This is a genomic window from Nocardia sp. NPDC050713 (genome assembly GCF_040654315.1).
Classification (GTDB): domain Bacteria; phylum Actinomycetota; class Actinomycetes; order Mycobacteriales; family Mycobacteriaceae; genus Nocardia.
The window spans coordinates 57,923-77,001 of the sequence record NZ_JBFAHS010000005.1 but is presented as its reverse complement, the minus strand read 5'-3'; the positions used below and the strand labels follow the sequence as shown (position 1 = coordinate 77,001).

Annotated in this window: 17 protein-coding genes; 5 read left to right on the top strand and 12 right to left on the bottom strand. The window is 69.2% G+C overall.

Going from position 1 to position 19,079, the window contains the following annotated elements:
- Window positions 1-148: 148 nt before the first annotated feature.
- Window positions 149-976 carry a TatD family hydrolase gene (locus AB0H49_RS11770; RefSeq protein ID WP_357250254.1) on the bottom strand — a complete coding sequence of 276 codons (828 nt, stop codon included), beginning with the start codon at window positions 974-976 and terminating at the stop codon, window positions 149-151.
- Here AB0H49_RS11770 and metG point away from each other — a divergent pair.
- A complete protein-coding gene (gene metG / locus AB0H49_RS11765; protein WP_357250251.1) occupies window positions 864-2,717 on the top strand; it encodes a methionine--tRNA ligase in 1,854 nt (617 codons plus the stop codon). The genes AB0H49_RS11770 and metG overlap by 113 nt on opposite strands.
- A gap of 72 nt (window positions 2,718-2,789) precedes the next feature.
- On the opposite strand, the gene AB0H49_RS11760 is transcribed toward metG, so the two are convergent.
- Entirely contained in the window at window positions 2,790-3,542 is a 753-nt protein-coding gene (locus AB0H49_RS11760) for an isocitrate lyase/phosphoenolpyruvate mutase family protein (RefSeq protein ID WP_357250248.1), read from the bottom strand.
- Between the two features lie 146 nt (window positions 3,543-3,688).
- Between AB0H49_RS11760 and AB0H49_RS11755 the strand changes: the two genes are divergently transcribed.
- Window positions 3,689-4,552 carry an SDR family oxidoreductase gene (locus tag AB0H49_RS11755; RefSeq protein ID WP_357250245.1) on the top strand — a complete coding sequence of 288 codons (864 nt, stop codon included), beginning with the start codon at window positions 3,689-3,691 and terminating at the stop codon, window positions 4,550-4,552.
- Here the strand turns inward: AB0H49_RS11755 and soxR are convergent.
- Window positions 4,521-5,006, bottom strand: coding sequence for a redox-sensitive transcriptional activator SoxR (gene soxR / locus AB0H49_RS11750; protein ID WP_067784413.1), 486 nt, complete (start codon window positions 5,004-5,006; stop codon window positions 4,521-4,523). The two genes, AB0H49_RS11755 and soxR, sit on opposite strands and share 32 nt — an antisense overlap.
- Before the next feature lie 124 nt (window positions 5,007-5,130).
- Here soxR and arcA point away from each other — a divergent pair, with 124 nt between their 5' ends.
- Both arcA and AB0H49_RS11740 read left to right on the top strand, forming a co-directional pair.
- The gene (arcA, locus tag AB0H49_RS11745; protein ID WP_357250242.1) at window positions 5,131-6,426 is read left to right on the top strand and encodes an arginine deiminase; all 1,296 of its coding nucleotides are present in this window, start codon (window positions 5,131-5,133) and stop codon (window positions 6,424-6,426) included.
- A gap of 7 nt (window positions 6,427-6,433) precedes the next feature.
- Window positions 6,434-6,793 carry a GntR family transcriptional regulator gene (locus AB0H49_RS11740; protein WP_355002060.1) on the top strand — a complete coding sequence of 120 codons (360 nt, stop codon included), beginning with the start codon at window positions 6,434-6,436 and terminating at the stop codon, window positions 6,791-6,793.
- A gap of 8 nt (window positions 6,794-6,801) precedes the next feature.
- Here the strand turns inward: AB0H49_RS11740 and AB0H49_RS11735 are convergent, their stop codons facing one another.
- A complete protein-coding gene (locus AB0H49_RS11735; RefSeq protein WP_357250238.1) occupies window positions 6,802-8,400 on the bottom strand; it encodes a phospholipid carrier-dependent glycosyltransferase in 1,599 nt (532 codons plus the stop codon).
- Window positions 8,401-8,836: 436 nt separating this feature from the next.
- On the opposite strand from AB0H49_RS11735, the gene rsmI reads away from it, so the two are divergent.
- Entirely contained in the window at window positions 8,837-9,694 is an 858-nt protein-coding gene (gene rsmI / locus AB0H49_RS11730; protein ID WP_357250235.1) for a 16S rRNA (cytidine(1402)-2'-O)-methyltransferase, read from the top strand.
- A gap of 281 nt (window positions 9,695-9,975) precedes the next feature.
- Here rsmI and AB0H49_RS11725 read toward each other — a convergent pair whose 3' ends face one another.
- The 8 genes from AB0H49_RS11725 to AB0H49_RS11690 all read right to left on the bottom strand — a co-directional run bounded on the left by AB0H49_RS11725 (window position 9,976) and on the right by AB0H49_RS11690 (window position 18,994).
- Complete coding sequence (locus AB0H49_RS11725) at window positions 9,976-11,103, bottom strand: glycosyltransferase (RefSeq protein ID WP_357250232.1); 1,128 nt, start codon at window positions 11,101-11,103, stop codon at window positions 9,976-9,978.
- A 90-nt stretch (window positions 11,104-11,193) separates the two neighbouring features.
- Window positions 11,194-13,011: an EAL domain-containing protein gene (locus AB0H49_RS11720; protein WP_355002224.1), complete on the bottom strand. Its 1,818-nt coding sequence runs from the start codon at window positions 13,009-13,011 to the stop codon at window positions 11,194-11,196.
- Window positions 13,012-13,078: 67 nt separating this feature from the next.
- Complete coding sequence (locus tag AB0H49_RS11715) at window positions 13,079-15,214, bottom strand: Rv1355c family protein (protein WP_357250229.1); 2,136 nt, start codon at window positions 15,212-15,214, stop codon at window positions 13,079-13,081.
- Complete coding sequence (locus AB0H49_RS11710; protein ID WP_355002065.1) at window positions 15,211-15,981, bottom strand: hypothetical protein; 771 nt, start codon at window positions 15,979-15,981, stop codon at window positions 15,211-15,213. The genes AB0H49_RS11715 and AB0H49_RS11710 overlap by 4 nt, the downstream gene beginning before the upstream one ends.
- A 254-nt stretch (window positions 15,982-16,235) precedes the next feature.
- Complete coding sequence (locus AB0H49_RS11705) at window positions 16,236-16,670, bottom strand: GyrI-like domain-containing protein (RefSeq protein WP_355002066.1); 435 nt, start codon at window positions 16,668-16,670, stop codon at window positions 16,236-16,238.
- Window positions 16,667-17,110 (bottom strand): GyrI-like domain-containing protein, encoded by a 444-nt coding sequence (locus tag AB0H49_RS11700; protein ID WP_355002067.1) that lies wholly within the window; start codon window positions 17,108-17,110, stop codon window positions 16,667-16,669. Before AB0H49_RS11700 ends, AB0H49_RS11705 begins: the two co-directional genes overlap by 4 nt.
- Before the next feature lie 339 nt (window positions 17,111-17,449).
- The gene (locus AB0H49_RS11695) at window positions 17,450-18,463 is read right to left on the bottom strand and encodes a GAF domain-containing protein (protein ID WP_357250225.1); all 1,014 of its coding nucleotides are present in this window, start codon (window positions 18,461-18,463) and stop codon (window positions 17,450-17,452) included.
- Between the two features lie 156 nt (window positions 18,464-18,619).
- On the bottom strand, window positions 18,620-18,994 hold the full coding sequence (locus AB0H49_RS11690; protein WP_355002069.1) for a DoxX family protein: 375 nt from the start codon (window positions 18,992-18,994) through the stop codon (window positions 18,620-18,622).
- Between the last annotated feature and the right edge of the window lie 85 nt (window positions 18,995-19,079).

Genomic DNA, 19,079 nt, shown 5'->3' with positions numbered 1-19,079 from the left:
CCCGACAACCGCATCTGGGCGAGCTGGAGAAGCTCAGATCACGGCAAGATATCGACGCCGCAGGTAGATAACAGCCTCGAGACACGAAGTGACCTGAGCCACACAACGGGTTTCCAGTCCCCTTACGCGCGGGTACGCGCACTCGCCTTCAGATTCCGTAGACGCGCCGTGCGTTCGCGGTGGTGATCTCGGCCAGTTCGCGCGGATCCTGTTCGCGCAGTTCGGCGAGCGCACGCACCGTGTAGGGCAGGCAGTACGACTCGTTCGGCGCGCCACGGAACGGGTGCGGCGTCAGATACGGCGCGTCGGTCTCCACCAGAATCTGCTCATCCGGCACCACCTTCGCTGCCTCGCGCAGCTCGTGGGCGTTCTTGAAGCTGACCGTCCCGGAGAAACTCAGCACATAGCCCTCGGCGACGCAGGACAGCGCCATGTTGGCGTCCGAGGAGAAGCAGTGGAAGATCACCGTCGACGGCGCGCCCTCGTCCAGCAGGACGGTCAGCAGGTCGTGATCGGCCTCGCGATTGTGGATCATCAGCGGCTTGCGCACCCGCTTGGCCAGCTCGATGTGCCAGCGGAACCCCTCGACCTGGGTCTCGATGTCGGCGCAACCGTCGAGCTTGCCCGGCCAGTAGTAGTCCAGACCCGTCTCGCCGATGGCGACGACCCTCGGGTCGACCGCCAGCCGCTCCAACTCGGCCTTCGCCGCGTCGTCCAGCGCGTTGGCCCTGGTGGGGTGCAGCGCGATCGCGGCGTAGACGCGCGAGTCCCAGTGCGCGGCCCCCACCGCCCACTGCGCGGCGGCGAGATCGTCGGCGACCGTGACCACCTTGCCGACGCCCACCGATTCGGCGCGATCCACGATGGCGGCGGTGGACTCGGCGTCGGTGGCGCCGCAGGCATCCAGATGGGTGTGCGCGTCCACCAGCGGCGCGAGCGGCTCGGGCAGATCGGGCGCGGGGCGCTTGCTGCTCACGACTCCGCCTCGCCAGCGCTCGGCTGCGTCGTGCGCCGCGTGGCGCTGTGTCGATGGTTCGCTCGCCGACGCTCGCTCATCGGCATTCGCTTCCACCCGGGATCGCCGCCGGGCGACGGCCGGGTCCTGCGGGGATATTCACGTGGGCGACGGAAAGCACGCGCATTACAGTAGACACACCATGAGCGCAGCTGAACGCCCCGCCTTCTACATCACAACGGCCATCGCCTACCCGAACGGTGCGCCGCACATCGGACATGCGTACGAGTACATCTCGGCGGACGCCATCGCCCGATTCAAGCGACTCGACGGCTACGACGTGTTCTTCATGACCGGCACCGACGAGCACGGCCAGAAGATGCAGCAGGCCGCGGCCGCCGAGGGCATTCCGGTGGAAGAGCTCGCGGCGCGCAACTCCGACGTCTTCGAGCAGCTCGACAAGACGCTCGACGTCTCCTACGACCGGTTCATCCGCACCACCGACGCCGACCACCAGACGGCCAGCATCGCGATCTGGGAGCGGATGCTCGCCAACGGCGACATCTACCTGGACAACTACTCGGGCTGGTACTCGGTGCGCGACGAGGCCTTCTACACCGAGGAGGAGACGACGCTGCTCGACGACGGCAGCCGCGTCTCCACCGACACCAAGACGCCGGTGGAGTGGACCGAGGAGTCCAACTACTTCTTCCGGCTGTCGAAGTACCAGGACCGGCTGCTCGCGCTCTACGAGGAGCATCCCGAATTCATCGCGCCCGCAACGCGTCGCAACGAGATCGTCAGCTACGTGAAGGCGGGCCTGAAGGACCTGTCCATCTCGCGCACCACCTTCGACTGGGGCGTGCCGGTGCCCGGCCATCCCGACCACGTGATGTACGTCTGGGTGGACGCGCTCACCAACTACATCACCGGCGTCGGCTTCCCGGACACCGAATCCGCTGCCTTCCAGAAGTTCTGGCCCGCCGACGTGCACATCATCGGCAAGGACATCACCCGTTTCCACACGGTGTACTGGCCCGCGTTCCTCATGTCGGCCGGGGTCGAGCTGCCGAAACGCGTGTTCGTGCACGGCTTCCTGTACAACAAGGGCGAGAAGATGTCGAAGTCGGTCGGCAACGTCGTCGACCCGCTCGAGCTCGTCGACGAATACGGCGTCGACGCGGTGCGGTTCTTCCTGCTGCGCGAGATCTCCTACGGCCAGGACGGCAGCTACAGCCACGACGCCATCGTCGGCCGGATCAACAGCGACCTGGCCAACGAGTTCGGCAACCTGGTGCAGCGCAGCCTGACGATGGTGAACAAGAACTGCGACGCGGCCGTGCCGACGCCGGGCGAGTTCACCGCGGAGGACCGCGAACTGCTCGACCGCGCGAACGGTCTGCTGGAACGCTGCCGCGCCGAATTCGACGCCCAGCAGATGCATCTCGCGCTCGAGGCGATCTGGCTGACGCTCGGCGAGACCAACAAGTACTTCTCGGCCCAGGCGCCGTGGGCGCTGCGCAAGTCGGGCACCGAAGAGGACCTCGCCCGCATGGCGACGGTGCTGTACGTGACGCTCGAGGTGGTCCGCATCGTCGCGATCCTGGTGCAGCCGGTGCTGCCCGGGTCGTCGGCCGAGATCCTCGACCTGCTCGCTCAGCAGGGCCGCACCTTCGCCGACATCGCGACTCCGCTCACGCCGGGTGTCGCGCTGCCCGCGCCGGAGCCGGTGTACCCGCGCTACCTGGAGAAGAAGGACTGACGAAACCGGAACGGCACGGCGATTCCCGGAGGAATCACCGTGCCGTTCCGCGTTTTTCGTGCCGCGCGGGCTCTACTTCCACCGCTCGAGCAGCCGGTTGGCCTCGGCCGCCAGCGCGAACTGGAGGTAGGGACCGAAGCTGATCCTGGCCACACCTTGCGCGGCGAGTTCCGCGCGATCCGACTTGTCCGGCAGGCCGATCGCGTTGACGGGCCGCGGCAGTTCCGAGGTCAGGCGGCGCATGTCGGCGTCGGAGTGCCTGCCGACCGGGTACAGCACGTCGGCGCCCGCGGCGGCGGCCAGCGTCAGCCGGGCGATGGCGCGGTCCAGGCGATCCGACTCGTCGCCGACCTGCTTGATGAACAGGTCGGTGCGGGCGTTGACCACGACGTGCACCCCGGCGGCGTCGGCGAATTCGCGCAGCCCGTGCACGAAGTCGGCGTGCTCTTGGTCGCCACGCAGGCGTCCGTTCTCGCTGTGCACGGTGTCCTCGATGTTCAGGCCGACCGCGCCCGCGTCGAGCAGTCCCTCGATCAGCTGGGCGGGCTCGAGGCCGTATCCGGCCTCGATGTCGACGGAGACCGGCACGTCGACCGCGTCGGTGATCTGGCGGACCCTGGTGAGCAGTTCGGTGAAGGTCATGCCCTCGTTGTCGCTGCGCCCGATCGAGTCCGCGACCGGGTGGCTGCCCAGCGTGAGGGCCGAAAAGCCCGCGGCGACAGCGAGATTCGCCGACCACGCGTCCCACACGGTGGGCAGGACGACCGGGTCGCCCGGACGGTGCAGCGCGAGCAGTTCTTTGGCCTTGCTTTCCACAGTGGTCATACACCGATCATGGACCCCGCCCGAGCCCGTCGCAGTGTGACACACCCCATCCCTGGAATCGGCTAGCTGCCGTAGCCTGCGCGGCGGGCGAAGTAGCCTGCATGGGCCGAGTCGGGCTAGCGAGATGGGATCCGAAAGTGCGAACAGTGGGGCGAGGACGCCGCAAGACGGTACGCGGCGCGAAGGTCTTGGTGACGGGCGCGGCGAGCGGCATCGGCAAGGCGACCGCGATCGCGGCCGCCGAGCAGGGCGCCGAGCTGGTGCTCACCGACATCAATGCCGAGGGACTGAGCGCCACGGTCGAGGAGATCCGGCGCGCGGGCGGGACCGTGCTCGACTCGCGGCCCTTCGACATCACCGACTACGACGCCGTGGCCGCCTTCGCCGCGGACGTCCACGACACCCACGGCAGCATGGACGTGGTGATGAACGTGGCGGGCACGTCGGCGTGGGGCACCGTGGAGAACCTCGAGCACCGGCACTGGAAGCGCATGGTGGACATCAATCTGATGGGGCCGATCCACGTCATCGAGAGCTTCGTGCCCGCCATGGTGCGCGCGGGCCGCGGCGGCGCGCTGGTGAACGTGTCCTCGGCGGCCGGGCTGCTCGCGCTGCCCTGGCACGCCGCCTACAGCGCGGGCAAGTTCGGTATCCGCGGCGTCTCCGAGGTGCTGCGCTTCGACCTCGCACGGCACGGCATCTCGGTGCACCTGGTGGCGCCGGGCGCGGTGAACACCCCGCTCGTGCACACCGTCGAGCTGGTCGGGGTGGACCGGGACGATCCAAGGGTGCGCAGGATGACCAAGGCGTTCACCAAGCACGCCGTGCCGCCCGAGCGGGTGGCCGCGGCGATCCTGCGCGGTGTCGAACGAAACCGGTTCCTGATCTACAGCTCGTTCGACATCCGCTTCGGCTACTGGTGGGCGCGCAAGTTCGCGTTCCCGTACGAGTTCGTGATCCGCCGGGCCAGCGCCCAGTTCAACAGGCTGCTGGCTTCGTCGGGCAGTTGAGGTGCGTGTCGAGCACCCTGGCGCCGGGACCTTCCTCGCCGAGCCGGTCGCGCTCGTTGACGAGTTTGCAGCTGCCGAGCGAGAGGCAGCCGCAACCGATACAGCCGGTGAGGTTGTCGCGCAGCCGGATCAGCTGACTGATGCGGTCGTCGAGATCCTCCCGCCACGCGGTGGACAGGGTCTCCCAGTCGCGCCGGGTCGGGGTGCGGCTCTCGGGCAGTTTGTCCAGCGCCTCGCGGATCTCGCTGAGCGGTATGCCGACCCGTTGCGAGATGCGGATGAACGCGACCCTGCGCAGCGTCTCGCGGTGGTATCTGCGCTGATTCCCGCTGGTACGACGGCTCGAGATGAGCCCTTCGCGTTCGTAGAAATGCAGCGCGGACACGGCCACTCCGCTACGCTCGGACAGCTGCCCGGGGGTCAGTTCCTTTGCTCGCCAATCGGCTGTCGACATCACACTCCTCCATTCACCTGAACAATACTTCAGGTTAGAGGTGCTCGGGACGAATTCGGACACCCCACGGCATTGGGAGGCCGATTTCCATCCTGTTACGCCGATCGCGAACTACGGTCGGAGGATGGGAGCAGACGCTGTGCCCGTCGACGATGCAAAGGACTGGCGCGGGGGCGGGCCCGACCGCGCCGGCGAACCGCGTTACGGGGTTACTTCCGAGGTGGGCGCCCTGCGCACGGTGTTGCTACACCGGCCCGGCGCCGAACTGCGCAGACTCACCCCGCGCAACAACGACCAGCTGCTGTTCGACGGCATCCCCTGGGTGGAGCGGGCGCAACAGGAGCACGACACCTTCGCCGACGTGCTACGCGACCGCGGCGTCGAGGTGCTGCTGCTGGCGGATCTGCTCGCCGAGACCATCGCGGCCAGCGGCGCGGCGCGCATCCAGGGCATCTCGGCCGCCGTCGACGCGCGCAGGCTCGGCCACGTGCTCGCCGACGAGCTGGCCGCCTACCTGCGCGGGGTGCCCGCCGAGGAGCTGGCCGAGATCCTGATGGCGGGCATGACCTTCGACGAACTGCCGTTCGGCCCCGACGCGGCCTCGCTGGTGCGGCGGATGCACCACGGCCACGACTTCGTCATCGACCCGCTGCCCAACCTGTTGTTCACCAGGGATTCCTCGTTCTGGGTCGGACAGCGCGTGGCGATCACCTCGCTCGCCCTGCCCGCCCGGATCCGCGAGACCTCGCTGACCGATCTCATCTACGCCTTCCACCCGCGCTTCCTCGGGGTGCGGCGAGCCTACGAATCGCACACCGCGCCGATCGAAGGCGGCGACGTGCTGCTGCTCGCGCCGGGCGTGGTCGCCGTCGGCGTCGGCGAGCGGACCACGCCCGCCGGGGCGGAAGCGTTGGCGCGCAGCCTGTTCGACGACGGACTCGCGCACACCGTGCTGGTCATCCCGATCGCGCAGACGCGGGCGACCATGCACCTGGACACGGTGTGCACCATGGTCGACACCGACGCCGTGGTGATGTACCCGGCCGTCCGAGACGAGCTGCGCGCGTTCACGATTCACCGCGAGGACGACTACGTGAGCCACGAGGGCGGCGGCGGGGTGACGATGCGCGGACCCGATCCGTTCCTGCCCGCGGCGGCCGAGGCAATGGGCATCGGCAAGCTGCGGGTGATCGACACCGGACTCGACGGCGTCACCGCCGAACGCGAACAGTGGGACGACGGCAACAACACCCTCGCCGTCGCCCCCGGCGTCGTGATCGCCTACGAACGCAACGAGATGACCAACGCTCGGCTGCTGGACGCGGGCATCGAGGTGCTGCCGATCCCCGGCTCGGAGCTGGGTTCGGGGCGCGGCGGCCCGCGGTGTCTGTCCTGTCCGCTGTCCAGGGACGACGTGTGAGCCGCCCATGTTCACACTCACGATCAGCCACGATTCGCCCATCCCGCCGTACGAGCAGCTGCGGCTCGCGGTCATCGCGCAGGTGCGCTCCGGCGAGCTGACCGCGGGCACGAAGATACCCACCGTGCGAGCGTTGGCCGCCCAGCTGAACCTGGCGCCCAACACCGTCGCGCGCGCCTACCGCGAGCTGGAGGCCGACGGCGTGCTGGAGACCAGAGGCAGGCAGGGTTCGTTCATCGCGTCCTCCGGCGACCCGACCCGCGACGCGGCCGGACGCGCCGCGACAGCGTACGTCTCGGCCATCCGGCGGCTCGGCCTGGACGACGAAACCGCGCTGCGCTACGTGAAATCCGCGCTCGAGTATTGAGGTACGCCCTAACGCCAGCTGGGCAGCCAGAGATGGTCGTGCCAGCTGGCGGGCGTGATCGGCAGCGCGGTCAGGATCGGCCACAGCCAGATGAAGTTCGCGACCACCAGGCCCAGATACAGGCAGACCGCGAGCAGGCCGAGACTGTGCCGCTCGCTGGGCATCTCGGGAAGGAAGGTGCCCAGCGGGCTGCGCGGTAGCGGCGACGAGCGCGCCGGTCCCAGGACGTCACCCAGCGCCAGCGCGACGCCCATCATCAGGAAGGGCGCGAGCGGCACCGCGTAGAAGTAATACATCTGCCGGTCCAGGGTCAGGAACCAGGGCAGCAGTGCCGCGCCGTAGCCGGTCAGCACCGCGGCGTAGCGCCAGTCGCGCCGGACGATACTGCGCCACAGCAGCCAGCCGACCACCGGAAGGGCGATCCACCAGATCGCCGGGGTGCCGATCAGCATCACGGCTTTCACGCACTGCGCCTGCCCGCAACCGGTGACATTGGTGTCGGCGTAGTAGTACAGCATCGGCCGCAGCCCCATCGGCCACGTCCACGGCTTGGACTCCCACGGGTGGTGGTTGCCCGCGGAATTCGTCAGTCCCTCGTGGAAGTGCAGCGATTCGCCGCTGTAGAACCACAGCGCGCGCAACGGCTCGGGCAGGAACGACCAGAGGCCGTCCGATCCGATCTGATTGCCGACCGCGTACCGGTACACGCCGGTCTCGCTCACGAACCAGGCCCAGTAGGTGGCCAGATAGACGCCGAGCGGGATCAGCACCAGCGCGTAGAGCGCGGGACCCACGTCGCGCAGTGCCGTGCCCACCCAAGGCTTGCGGACCCCGTACGCGCGGCGCGCCGCCACGTCGAAGCAGACGCTCAGGATGCCGAACGCGGCGATAAAATAGATGCCGGACCACTTGGTGCCGCATGCGAGGCCGAGCAGCACGCCCGCGCCGAAACGCCACCAGCGCACGCCTAGTCGCGGACCCCACGGCGTCGCGCCGATGCGTCCTTCGAGGTCGACCCGCGCCATTCTGGCCCGCACGTCGTCCCGGTCCAGCACCAGGCAGCCGAAGGCCGCGGTGATGAACAGCGCCATGAAGATGTCGAGCATGCCGATGCGGGAGGAGACGAAGAGCAGCCCGTCGGCGATCACCAGGATGCCCGCGATGGCGCCGATCAGCGTCGATCGGGCGAGCCTGCGCGTTATCCGGATGACGAGCAAGACCAGCACGGTTCCGGCGAGCGCGGCGGTGAACCGCCAGCCCCAGCCGTTGTAGCCGAACAGGAATTCGCCGATGGCGATCATCTGCTTGCCGACCGGCGGATGCACCACGAGCCCGTAGCCGGGGTTGTCCTCCACGCCGCCGCCGGTCAGCATCTGCCAGGCCTGCGGCGCGTAATGCTTCTCGTCGAAGACGGGGGTGCCCGCGTCGGTCGGGTAGTTCAGCATGGTGAACCGAGTCACCGCCGCGATCGCGGTCAGGAAGGCGGTGACCAGCCAGCCGCGCAGGGTGTCGACGGGCCCGAAATCGGGCGACGGCCGAAGCGGCGCGGGGCTCGACCAGGTGGGCACGGCCCCGGGTACGGTCGCGCGGGAGGTCACCTGGGTCACGCCCCGATCGTATTAGGTACACGCCCCGAGGTCCCGCATCGGTGACCCGGACACCGCCCGAATCACACTTCGTCGCTGCCGGACCGCGGGCGAGGATCGCATACCGGCATACTCGGAAACCGGACGGTATGTACTCCGCCTTCGCTCCGCCACGCGCGGACTGACGGCGGACTGCGTCCGGCAGCGCCCACGGGGTGTACTGCCCTTCGCTCGGATCGTGCGCGGGCAGGCGGCGGACTGTGTCCGGCTGCGCGCACTGGACGTCCGCCCACTCCGCCACGGCAGCGCGGGCGGCAGGATGTGTCCGGCTAGTGCCGACAGGCGTGTCGCCGCCTGCACTGCGGCCATCGCGGGCTGAGGACGGACTCCGTGCGGCAGCGCCCACTAGGCTGCTCGTGTCCGGAACTTGCCGGGTTCAGTACGAGACGGGAGTGCGGTGGGAGACCAGGCGACGGTGGGCGGCTCGGGCGGGCGGCTGGTGCTCGGGGCGACGCCGATGGGCGATATCGGGGACGCGTCCCAGCGCCTGCGCGACGCGCTGGGGTCCGCCGACGTGGTCGCCGCCGAAGACACCCGCCGCACCCGCGCCCTCGCCAAGGCGCTCGGCGTCGAGATCACCGGGCGGGTGGTGAGCTTCTACGACCACGTCGAGACCGCCCGCATCCCGGCGCTGCTGAGCGAGATCGAGGCCGGGCGCACCGTCCTGCTCGTCACGGACGCGGGCATGCCCTCGGTGAGCGACCCCGGCTACCGGATGGTCGCGGCCTGCGTGGAACGCGAGCTTCCGGTCACCTGCCTGCCTGGTCCGTCGGCCGTCACCACCGCGCTCGCCCTCTCCGCGCTGCCGGTGGAGCGCTTCTGTTTCGACGGCTTCCCGCCGCGAAAGTCGGGGCAGCGCAAGGAATGGCTCCGCACCCTGCGCGAGGAGCCGCGCGCCTGCGTCTTCTTCGAGGCGCCGCACCGGCTGGCCGACTGCCTCGCCGACGCCGTCGAGGTGCTCGGCCCCGACCGCCGCGCCGCCGTCTGCCGCGAACTCACCAAGACCTACGAACAGGTCGTCCGCGGCACGCTGGCCGAACTCGCGGAATGGGCCGTCGACAGCGCCCGCGGCGAGATCACCGTCGTTCTGGAGGGCGCACAGCCGAAAGCCGCCGACCCGGCCGACCTGGTCGCCGAAGTCGAAGCACTGACGGCCCAGGGCCTGCGCCTGAAGGACGCCTGCGCGCATATCGCCGGCGCCAACAACGTCTCCCGCCGCGAGCTCTACGACGCCGTCCTCGCCGCCCGCGACTAGCCCGCACCCCTGCGAACCCGCGAGCACTCCTGCTGCCACAGAGCGTTCGTACGCCTCACATAGCCACCGCCTATGTGAGGCGTACAAGTCCCGTGTGGGACCCGCATACTCGGCTGGCAGGCCCCCACACGGTGTTCGTGCGCGCCACAGGAGCACGGCCTGTGTGCCGGGTGCCGAACCTGGGACCCGGATCTTGCTGCCGCACAGCGTTCGTACGCCTCACACAGGCGGTGCCTGTGTGAGGCGTACGGAACCTGTGTGGGACGGCCGGATGGCGGCGGTCAGCGGTTGAGGATGTCGAGCATGCCCGCGACGGCGCGGGGCCAGGTGAATTGTTCGGCGCGGGTGCGGGCGGCGCGGCGGCGGCCGACGGCGGGCATCGCGAGCACGTCGCTGACGGCTTCGGCGAAGGCGGTCGGGTGGTCGTCGGCGACCGCGCCGCAGTCGGCGGTGACGATGTCGGCGAGCGCCGAGGAGCGGCTCGCGACAACCGGCGTGCCAGCGGCGAGCGCTTCCAGCGCGGCGAGACCGAAGGTCTCGTGCGGCCCAGGCGCGAGCGAGACATCCGCGGTGGCAAGCAATTTCGCGACCATCGCCCGATCGGTGATGAAGCCGGTGAAGTGCACGGCGGGCTGCCCGCTCGGCAGCGGAAGCAACGCACGCGCGCGCCGTTCCAGCGCATCGCGGCGCGGTCCGTCGCCCGCGACGACGAGGCGCGCCTCGGTGCCCGCCTTGCGCAGCTCCGCCACCGCCTCGATGCTGCGGTCGACGCGCTTCTCGACCGAGAGCCGCCCGCAGTGCACGAGCAGCGGATGCCCGGCCGCCGCGAGGTCGGCGCGCAGGCGGCGATCGCGGCGACGCGGGCTGAACAGGTCCAGATCGACGCCGAGCGGAACCAGTTCGACATTCGGCGCGCCGATCCGCAGGAACTCCGCGCGCGCGAATTCCGTTGTGCAGACCACGATGTCGTACTCGGCCGCGGTGTGCCGGTTGGCGATGTCGGCGCACCTACGAGCCAGCGAACCCGGCAGGATCTGGCCGAGCAGCCGGTCGAGCCGTTCGTGCGAGATCATCACGCTGGCCACGTCGCGGCGACTCGCCCAGCGGCCGAAACCGCGCAGCGTGAGCCGGTCGGACACCTCGAGCACGTCGGGCCGCAACCCGGTCAGCACGTCGGCGACCCGGCGCGGGTCGGCGGCACGGTAGCCGCCGGTCCACGGAATAGCCAAGGCGGGCAAGGTGATTCGCAGCGCGCCGCCGGGCAGCACCTCCTCGCTGCGGCGCGGTCCCGGCACGATCAGCACCACCTCGTGCCCGGCCGCCACGTAGCCCGCGCCCAGATGATGCAGTGCGGTGCGCAGCCCGCCGGACCGCGGACCGTAGAAGTTCGCCAGCTGCACGATGCGCACCCGCCGATCGTCGCAGCGCAACCGGATACCTGCGGCACCCTAGCGCTCAACGGGCGGTGAACAGCAGTGAAAGAACCGGGGAATCGGCGGTCAGTGCTTCGCGACGCCGCGCGCGGCACGCGGCAGGTCCAGATCCAGCGGAATCCGGCCGAGCGCGAGATGCGACTCGACCTGGTCGGAGGGCATCGGCCGGGCGATCAGAAAGCCCTGTGCCCGATAGCAACCGAGGCCGACCAACGTTCGGGCGGCCACCGCGGTCTCCACGCCCTCGCCGACCACGCCGAGTCCGAACGATCCGGCCAGGCCGATGATGGACTTCACGATGGCCAGGTCGTCGGTGCTCGCGCCGAGCCGCTGCACGAAACCGCGGTCGATCTTGACCGCGTCCACCGGCAGCGCTTTCAAATGCGACAGCGAGCTGTAGCCGGTGCCGAAATCGTCGATGGCGATCTGCACGCCCATCCGCTTGAGCCCGCGCAACGTCACCTGGGTGCGGGCCAGATCCTGGACGACGACGTGTTCGGTGATCTCCAGGCAGACCGAGCTGCCGTCGATGCCGAACAGCCGCAGGATGTCCTCGATCCGCTCCACGAAATCCAAGCTGACGAGCTGCACCGGCGAGACGTTGATGCGCATCACCACGTTGGCGGCCAGACCGCGGCGGCGCCATTCGGCGAACTGGGCGCAGGCCGAGCGGATGACCCACCGACCGAGCTCGCCCGCCAGATTCGTCGCCTCCGCGACGGTGACGAACGCGCCGGGCGGCAGCAGTCCCCTGGTCGGATGCATCCACCGCACCAGCGCCTCCAGCGCGACGATCCGGCCGGTGCGCAGGTCCACCTCGGGCTGGTAGTGCAGCAGCAGCGAGCCGTCGGAGACCGCGCCGCGCAGGTTCAGCTCCACGTCGTCCTGGAGTTCGAACTGGGCCCGCATGGCGTCGGTGAACACCGCGACGCCGTTGCCGCCGCCCGATTTGGCCGACAGCAGGGCGTGGTCGGCGCGACGCAGCACGTCGGCCACCGTGGTCTCGCCGGGGATGCCGACCGCCACACCGACACTCGCGCCCCGGCTCACCGATTCCCCGCCGACGGTCACCCGGCGGCCGATGAGCTGCTGGATCCTGGTGGCCTCCAGCTCGGCGGTGACCGCGTCCATCGGCTTGGCGGGCACGATGACGAACTCGTCGCCGCCGAGGCGGGCGATCATGTCGTTGGCGTCAAGGTTCTCTCTGAGGCGCGAGGAGAGCGTGCGGATGAAGTTGTCGCCCGCGGTGTGCCCGAGGAAGTCGTTGAGCGCCTTCAAACGGTCGAGATCGAGGAAGAACGCCGCCACCGGGCCGGGATTGCCGGGCCGTAGTCGGTCCTCCATGTGCTCGAGCAGCGCGCGGCGGTTGGCCAGACCCGTCAGATCGTCGTGCAGCGCGATGTAGCGCAGCCGCTCCTCGGCCACCACCCGCGCCTGCACCTGGGCGAACAGTGCGGCGATCGCCTTGAGCACGTTGAGTTCCCTGGTGCTCCAGTCCCGGTCGCCCTGTTTGATGAAACCGAGCACGCCGGTGGACTCGCCGCGCGAGATGAGCGGCACGCACGCCATCGCCACCTGGGGAATTCCGGAGGAGCGCCGGATCGTCTCCTGGTAATCGGCGGAGCGGTGGTCGGGGCGCACCACGATCGGTTCGGTGGCGAACTCGAGTTCGCGGAACACCGAGTCGGCGTTCTCGAACTGCACGACCTTCAGCGGATCGGGATCCGGGATCTCGCCGCGGTGCGGCCATTCCGCGACGAGCACGGTGGCGCGCCGTTCCCGGTCGGTGTGGCGCAGGTAGCTGAAGTCGACGTCGAAATGCTCGACCAGCTTGGCGAGCACGCGTTCGCTCGCCGCCACCATGGTCGTGGCGTCGACGCCCATCAACTCGGCGGCGACTTGCGTCACCAGTGAGTCGAGCGTTCGCCGAGGCACCTTGTCTCCGATCGTGCTAGCTGCGGTCGCCCGCACCCGGCACTGGAAGCCGCCTGCTGCGGACCGTGGCTGCTGCCGCGTAGCTCAGGCGAAGCACCAATGCCATGATCTCATGTCCAGGCACTCCCAGCAGGTCCAGGAAACGGCCCTGAAGTGACGTTAGTGTATCCGCGAAATCCGGGGAAATCGCGATCAGCTCGTCGGGGTGCCGCGCGTAGACGAAGACCGGGGACACCGGTTGCACGGCCAAACCGCGCCGTTCGGCCTCCAGCCAGACGCGCTGCAACGCCGCGCCCGCGGTGGCGTATTCGGCCAGACTCGCGCCTTCCGGCCCCGGTCGGCACGGCAGAGTCACCGCGACGAGAGCCGAGCTGGACAGCACCCGATCCCGGCTGTACTCGCCGAGCGCGGCGCCGCCGGACCACTCGTGCAATCTCGCCATCACATCGGCGCGTCCGGCGATCCGCATCTTGGCCTGTTCGTCCGGCGCCAGCTCCATGCCGCGCACGTCGATACCGGTGCGCAGGTCCTCGCCCGGCCAGCGCAGTTCGCCGTACATCTCCTGGTGCAGTCGCGGGGTGAGGTGACGGATCCGGTCGGACTCGCCGAGCAGCGTCGCCGCGTGGGCCAGCTCGGTGCGGCCCGTGATCGCGTGCACCACGCCGCCCGCCGCGGCGGCGGCCGCGGCGAGACCGGCCAGCACGCCGTCGGCGAGCGGCGCGCCGGTGCCGAGCCTGCGGTTGGTGTCGCGGGCGAGCGCCGCAGGATAGTCGCGTGCCAGCAGGGGATCCGAGCCCGCGCCGAACTCCAGCACCGCGGCGAAGCCGTCGTCCTCGACGAAACGATGACCGCCGAGGATGCCGTGCGCCGCGGCGGCCGCGCGGGCGTTGTGCAGCGCGGCGCCGATCGCGACCGCGCTGCCGCGGTAGCCGATATCCAGCGACGAGGACTTATTCCTGGCGAGTTCGATGCGCAGCGCGTCGTCCTCGATCAGCAGCCGCCACGGCTGGGTGTTGCCGCCCGACGGCGCACGCTGCGCGCAGTGCAGCACGTTCACCCGCGCGGGTCCGGACGGCGCGGCGGCGGGTTCGGATTCGTTGTCCCAGACCAAGTCTTCGGGTTCCGGCTCGGCGAGTCCGTCGAGTCCGCGTTCCAGGTCGATCCTGGTCCGGCCGGAAGAGAGCTTGTAGCCGAGGCCGATCCGGCGCACGGCCGTGGCGACGATGGCCGCGCCGAGCTGCACGTCACCGCCGAGCTGCGGCCAGGTCGTGACGGTCTCGTCGATCTCCACCAGGCTCGCCGCCATCCGCGCCGACAGTTCCTTCGGATCCAGGATCCGCATCACGTGCGGAGCTTTCTCCTTGGTGGACAACCCGCGCAGATCGGCCGCGGTCGTCGCGCCGAGCAGGCCGTGAAAGGGCGGTCGCTCCGGTTCCAGGTCGTAGCGCTCGACGTCGAACAGGCCGCGGTCGCTGGTGTCCATCAGCAGCGGCAGCCGGTGCCGACGCGCGCCCTCGCGGACCGCGAACTTGACGTCGAGCGAGTCGCATTCCTCGACGACGATCGATAGCCCGTACAAGAACTCGTCCACCGAGTGCTCGTCGACCCCCGCGGTGTACACCTCCACCGGCAGGTACGGATCGAGCTCGGCGATCCGCCGCGCGGTCACGATCGACTTGTTCACCCCGATGTCGAAGATGTTGCCCGGCACGCGATTCAGGTTCGACAGCTCGATGTCGTCGAAATCCGCCAGGCGTAGTAGCCCGCACGAGCCCTCCATCGCGAGGGTGTGCGCGATGGCGTGTCCGACGCTCTGCCCGATCACCCCGACAGCCAGGCCCGCGAGCCGCCGCTGTTCGGCGCGAGTCACCTTGTTGCGGTTGCGGTCCAGCCGGATCGCGCGGAAGGTTTGTTCGCCGGGCAATCCGACCAGCGTGCGCCGCCACGGGTAATAGACCCATCGGTCGTTTTCCGGGCCGCCCTGAGGCGGATTGTGCACCTTGCGGAGTTCGGCGTGCAGCACGTCACGCAAGTCGAGAATGCGGATCATCGGTGACTTACGCAGTTGCGTGAGGACGGACGCTTCGTCCGGCACCGTCTCGTCGAGGATCAGCGGCCGATAGTCCGCACCGGGACCAGGGTCACCGTTCATGCCTGCGCCAGTCCCCCCGTCCGAGCGTCGACCGCGGTGGACAGGCGGCGCGCCTGGGCGAACCAGGCGCCGAGCGCCGCGCGTTCGAGGGCGAGCAGCGACCCTTGCAGCTTGCTGGCGTTGGCGCGGTACGCGCGGGTGTCCCACCAGAGCGGGACGGTGCGATACCGATCGTCCGGATACGGCACCGGCGGCACGCCCTCGGCGATCCGTCCACCGCTGGATTCGTAGAGGCGGGCGGTGTGCGCCGCGGCGGTGACGAAACCGAACCGCGCGCCGAGCAACCAGGCCGCGTGCACCACACAGCGCGAGATCGCCGCGCCGAGTTGGGCACGGTGCGCGATGCCGTCGCGCGCCACCCACACCGCCTTGACCTCCACGATGCCCTCGCGAATCCGCTCGGAGATCATCGCGCGCAGGTCGGCTTCGCCGGGGCGTCCGGCCCACGCGCCGAGCCCGTGCACCTCGTCCTCGACGAGGTAGGGACCCTGCGCCCGCAGCCCGGCTACCACCTGGCCCGCCGGGTCGACCGCCGCGAAGAACAACGACGTCGAGCGCCCGTCGGCGACTTTCTCGTATTCCAATGCCGGATCGACTTCGTAGTGCCGGTAAACGCGCAGCGCACCGCGCAGATAGCGGCGCCACAGATCCGGATGTGCGTCCGGAGGAGCCACATGAAAGACATAACCGGAATGCATGTCGCGAAACCGCAACACCTCGGCATCGCGCGCGCCGAAGGCGCCGACTGCGACTGTTTCGACAGTCATGGTGTTCCTACTCCGTTGCTACCGCGCCCGCGCGCGGTTTTCGAGCCGGGCCGACCCCCTCACCCGCTGCCCGAGCGCTCCGGGAGAGTTTGCCTAGGGCAGTATCCGTCATCCGGCATGAATTGACCAGGCGTCTGGTTAATCTCCCGAAAACTAATCGTGTACCCCGAAATACATGCAGGTCAAAGGCTAGAAGGTATTCCTAAGTTAAAAAGGAGAGACCAGTCGGTTCACATTTAGTTAACCCGCAGCTATCACACCAGGATGGAGATGAACAACTCGACCGCGTCGGCTCCGCGCCAGACCTCGATCTCCTCCCGATAGGCCCGCGTGATTTCGGCGGACGCCGTCGCGTCGTCGACCTGCGCCCACACGTCCTCTACCGGGTCGTGATAGTCCCCATTCGGTTCGAACCGAGCGTAGACGCCCTTCGGTACCCGTACCAGCAGATCGCCGACAGGAACATCGCCCGGTTCCGCGTATTCGAAACAGACCATCGCGTTGTAGTTTCCGGCCGGATCCGGCACGTAGACGGTGTACATGGGTTGAGCGGCGGCCCCGCGATCACGCAACCGGTCCTTCAGGAACTCGATGAGGTCGCTGTTGCTGACCTTGAAGCTCGGCCGCACCCGCGGCACCACCAGTCCGCCGTAGAGCGCCTCGTTGCGGACGACGATCGCATAGGTCATCGGGGATCGACCGCCAGGTACAGATCGATCTTGTACGCGTGCGGGTAGCACTCGAAATCGCCGGTATAGGTCCGTTTGATCTGCTTGTGTTCCTCGGCGTAGGCGATCTGCGTCCAGAGGTCGGTCATCACCTGCGGAAAATTACCCACCGACGAGAACTTCGCGTAGCTGCCGCGCGGCAAGCGGGCGACCAGATGGCCACGAGTCACCTCGGCGAAGGAGCCGCACTGGTATCCGACGATCTGGGAGTTGTACGTGCCGAGTTCGCCGGTGTAGTCGGTGTAGGCGCTGGCGAGCGGTCCGCCGAGCTCCTGGTGCAGCACGGCCGCCCATGCCGCCTCCAGATCGTGGTCACGCAGTTTCCCGAGCGCACGCTTCGGGCTGCGCACCGGCAATCCGGCAACCCACGTCTCGTCCCGCTCGACGATTTCAAACTGCATGGAAAGACTCTTTCGAGGTGCATCCAGGGGTCCGCCCGCATCCGGTCGGCTAGAAACGCCATGCTATCAACATGATCCGGGTGGTACCGATCACATGTCCTACCGCCCGCCCGACCGGTTGGCCGCGCTGAACTGGACAGATGTCCTGCAAGACGGCGCCGCAGGGTGCCGAATGCGACGCCGTTGTCCACACCGACGCCGCCCCCGATCGCCCGGTGGAACCGGGCTCGGGCCGTCGAACAGCGAACTGATAGCAACGATCGAGCCACCCCTCGCGCGCCCCTGTCGGATCGAGCGCCGACCTGCCGCCGCCGCTCGACCCGACCGCGTCCCGTTTCCCTACTGGGGCACCGGATCCGACCCGACCGGCCGGATCAGGCAGATCAGAAACCGGGGCGGTCCGCCGGGCAGCCGGGCGCCGTACAGCTCGACGGACTGCCAGCCCTGGCGCAACGTCAGCAGCCGCACCGCCACTCTGGTTCGGTCGCTGCGCCGCTCGGCCAGTTCGCGCAGTGCGCCGAGGTAGCCGTCCACGTCGTCGGGATGCACGAGATGGGTAGTGGCCAAATTGAATTCGCGGCCGTCGTCCGGATCGAGGCCGCGCGAGGCCGGATGGTGCCGCCAGGCGATGCCCGCGAGCGGCGGGGTCAGCCATTCGATGATCTGCATGGTCTCGGCGTCGATCAGCGCGGTAGTGCCGCCGAGCAGCGTGACGGCCGCGTCGTCCCGATACGTCGCGGGCACCAGACCGGGGGCGCGGTCCGACGCCACCTCCAGCAAGAGTCCGCGCAGCGCGCCCTCGTCGTGATAGCGCAGGAAACCGAACACCCGCGCGATGCGGTCGCCGGGCGTGCGCACCTGCATGGGGCCGCGCCAGGCGACGCCGGGGCGCGGGGCGAGCGCCGCGGTCATCAGCCGGTCACGGTCCTCGCATTCGATGACGCGCGACAGGAACCAGGCGCCGTGCAGCATCGAATGCCCTTCGGGCAGTACCGATCCCCCGCCGCCGTGGTTGCGCAACGTCCACTGGCGGCTGTCCCACACGAACGCGTCGACGGCGGGCGGATCGGGCGGATCGGTACGCGACGGACCGGCCCACAGCAGCACGGCCAACACCGCGTCGTCCGGCCCCGGCACCGGAATCGCCAGCAGCCGATGCGTTTCGCCGCGCACGAGCACCGTTCGTTCGCACCGCCGCGCGCCCCCTACCGCCTGCTCGATGACCGCGCCCGCCGCCCCGACCAGCGCGGCCGGTCGTATCGCCCGGTGCAGCGCACGCGCGCGCACCGTCCCCTCCTTCGGCAGATGCCGAATCACCTTGTCCGGCTCCGCCGTATCGACAAGAAACCACATACGTCCTCCCCCTCACGTACTTCGGTTGCGTGTACTCCTAGCTGTTCTGCTCCCCATCGGCCGGATCCCCACGGCCACCAACGCCCCGAATACCGACTCTAACCGTCGCGGGAGCGGCCGGGTACCTCGCGAAGCTGCGGCGAGGCGTTCTTCGGTTCAGCCCCAGCCCGCGAAGCGGCCGATCGCGACGAACAGGGCGAGCAGCACCAAGACCAGGTTCACCGGCAGGTTCTTCGTCTCGCCGCGGCGATAGTGCACCAGCATCGCGCCGACCTGGAGTGCGGCAAGGCCGAGCGCGGCCAGCGGCGTGAGGACCTCGGCGATACCGGTGGCGCGGGGCAGGATCAGACCGGCGGCGCCGAGCAGTTCGGCCACGCCGATCAGGCGGACCGCGCCGGGCGAAAACTCCTGCGCCCAGCCCATGCTCGGGTTCGCGGTGAGCTTCTCGTACGGCTGGACGAGCTTCGCCAGGCCCGCGGCGAGATACACCACAGCGAGCAACCCGGCGACAATCCACAGCGCGATGTTCATGGCCCGTCCCTCGTCCGGAATGAAGTTCCTACACGTGGAGCCAAGTGCTCCCCAGAGCGTACTCGGGTACGGCGCGCCGCCCCGG

Coding starts and splice junctions, on each gene's coding strand:
- metG (WP_357250251.1), top strand. CDS start 864: ATGGCGGCGGTGGACTCGGCGTCGGTGGCGCCGCAGGCATCCAGATGG.
- AB0H49_RS11760 (WP_357250248.1), bottom strand. CDS start 3,542: ATGACCACTGTGGAAAGCAAGGCCAAAGAACTGCTCGCGCTGCACCGT.
- soxR (WP_067784413.1), bottom strand. CDS start 5,006: ATGTCGACAGCCGATTGGCGAGCAAAGGAACTGACCCCCGGGCAGCTG.
- arcA (WP_357250242.1), top strand. CDS start 5,131: ATGGGAGCAGACGCTGTGCCCGTCGACGATGCAAAGGACTGGCGCGGG.
- AB0H49_RS11740 (WP_355002060.1), top strand. CDS start 6,434: ATGTTCACACTCACGATCAGCCACGATTCGCCCATCCCGCCGTACGAG.
- AB0H49_RS11720 (WP_355002224.1), bottom strand. CDS start 13,011: ATGGGCGTCGACGCCACGACCATGGTGGCGGCGAGCGAACGCGTGCTC.
- AB0H49_RS11715 (WP_357250229.1), bottom strand. CDS start 15,214: ATGAACGGTGACCCTGGTCCCGGTGCGGACTATCGGCCGCTGATCCTC.
- AB0H49_RS11710 (WP_355002065.1), bottom strand. CDS start 15,981: ATGACTGTCGAAACAGTCGCAGTCGGCGCCTTCGGCGCGCGCGATGCC.
- AB0H49_RS11705 (WP_355002066.1), bottom strand. CDS start 16,670: ATGACCTATGCGATCGTCGTCCGCAACGAGGCGCTCTACGGCGGACTG.
- AB0H49_RS11700 (WP_355002067.1), bottom strand. CDS start 17,110: ATGCAGTTTGAAATCGTCGAGCGGGACGAGACGTGGGTTGCCGGATTG.
- AB0H49_RS11695 (WP_357250225.1), bottom strand. CDS start 18,463: ATGTGGTTTCTTGTCGATACGGCGGAGCCGGACAAGGTGATTCGGCAT.
- AB0H49_RS11690 (WP_355002069.1), bottom strand. CDS start 18,994: ATGAACATCGCGCTGTGGATTGTCGCCGGGTTGCTCGCTGTGGTGTAT.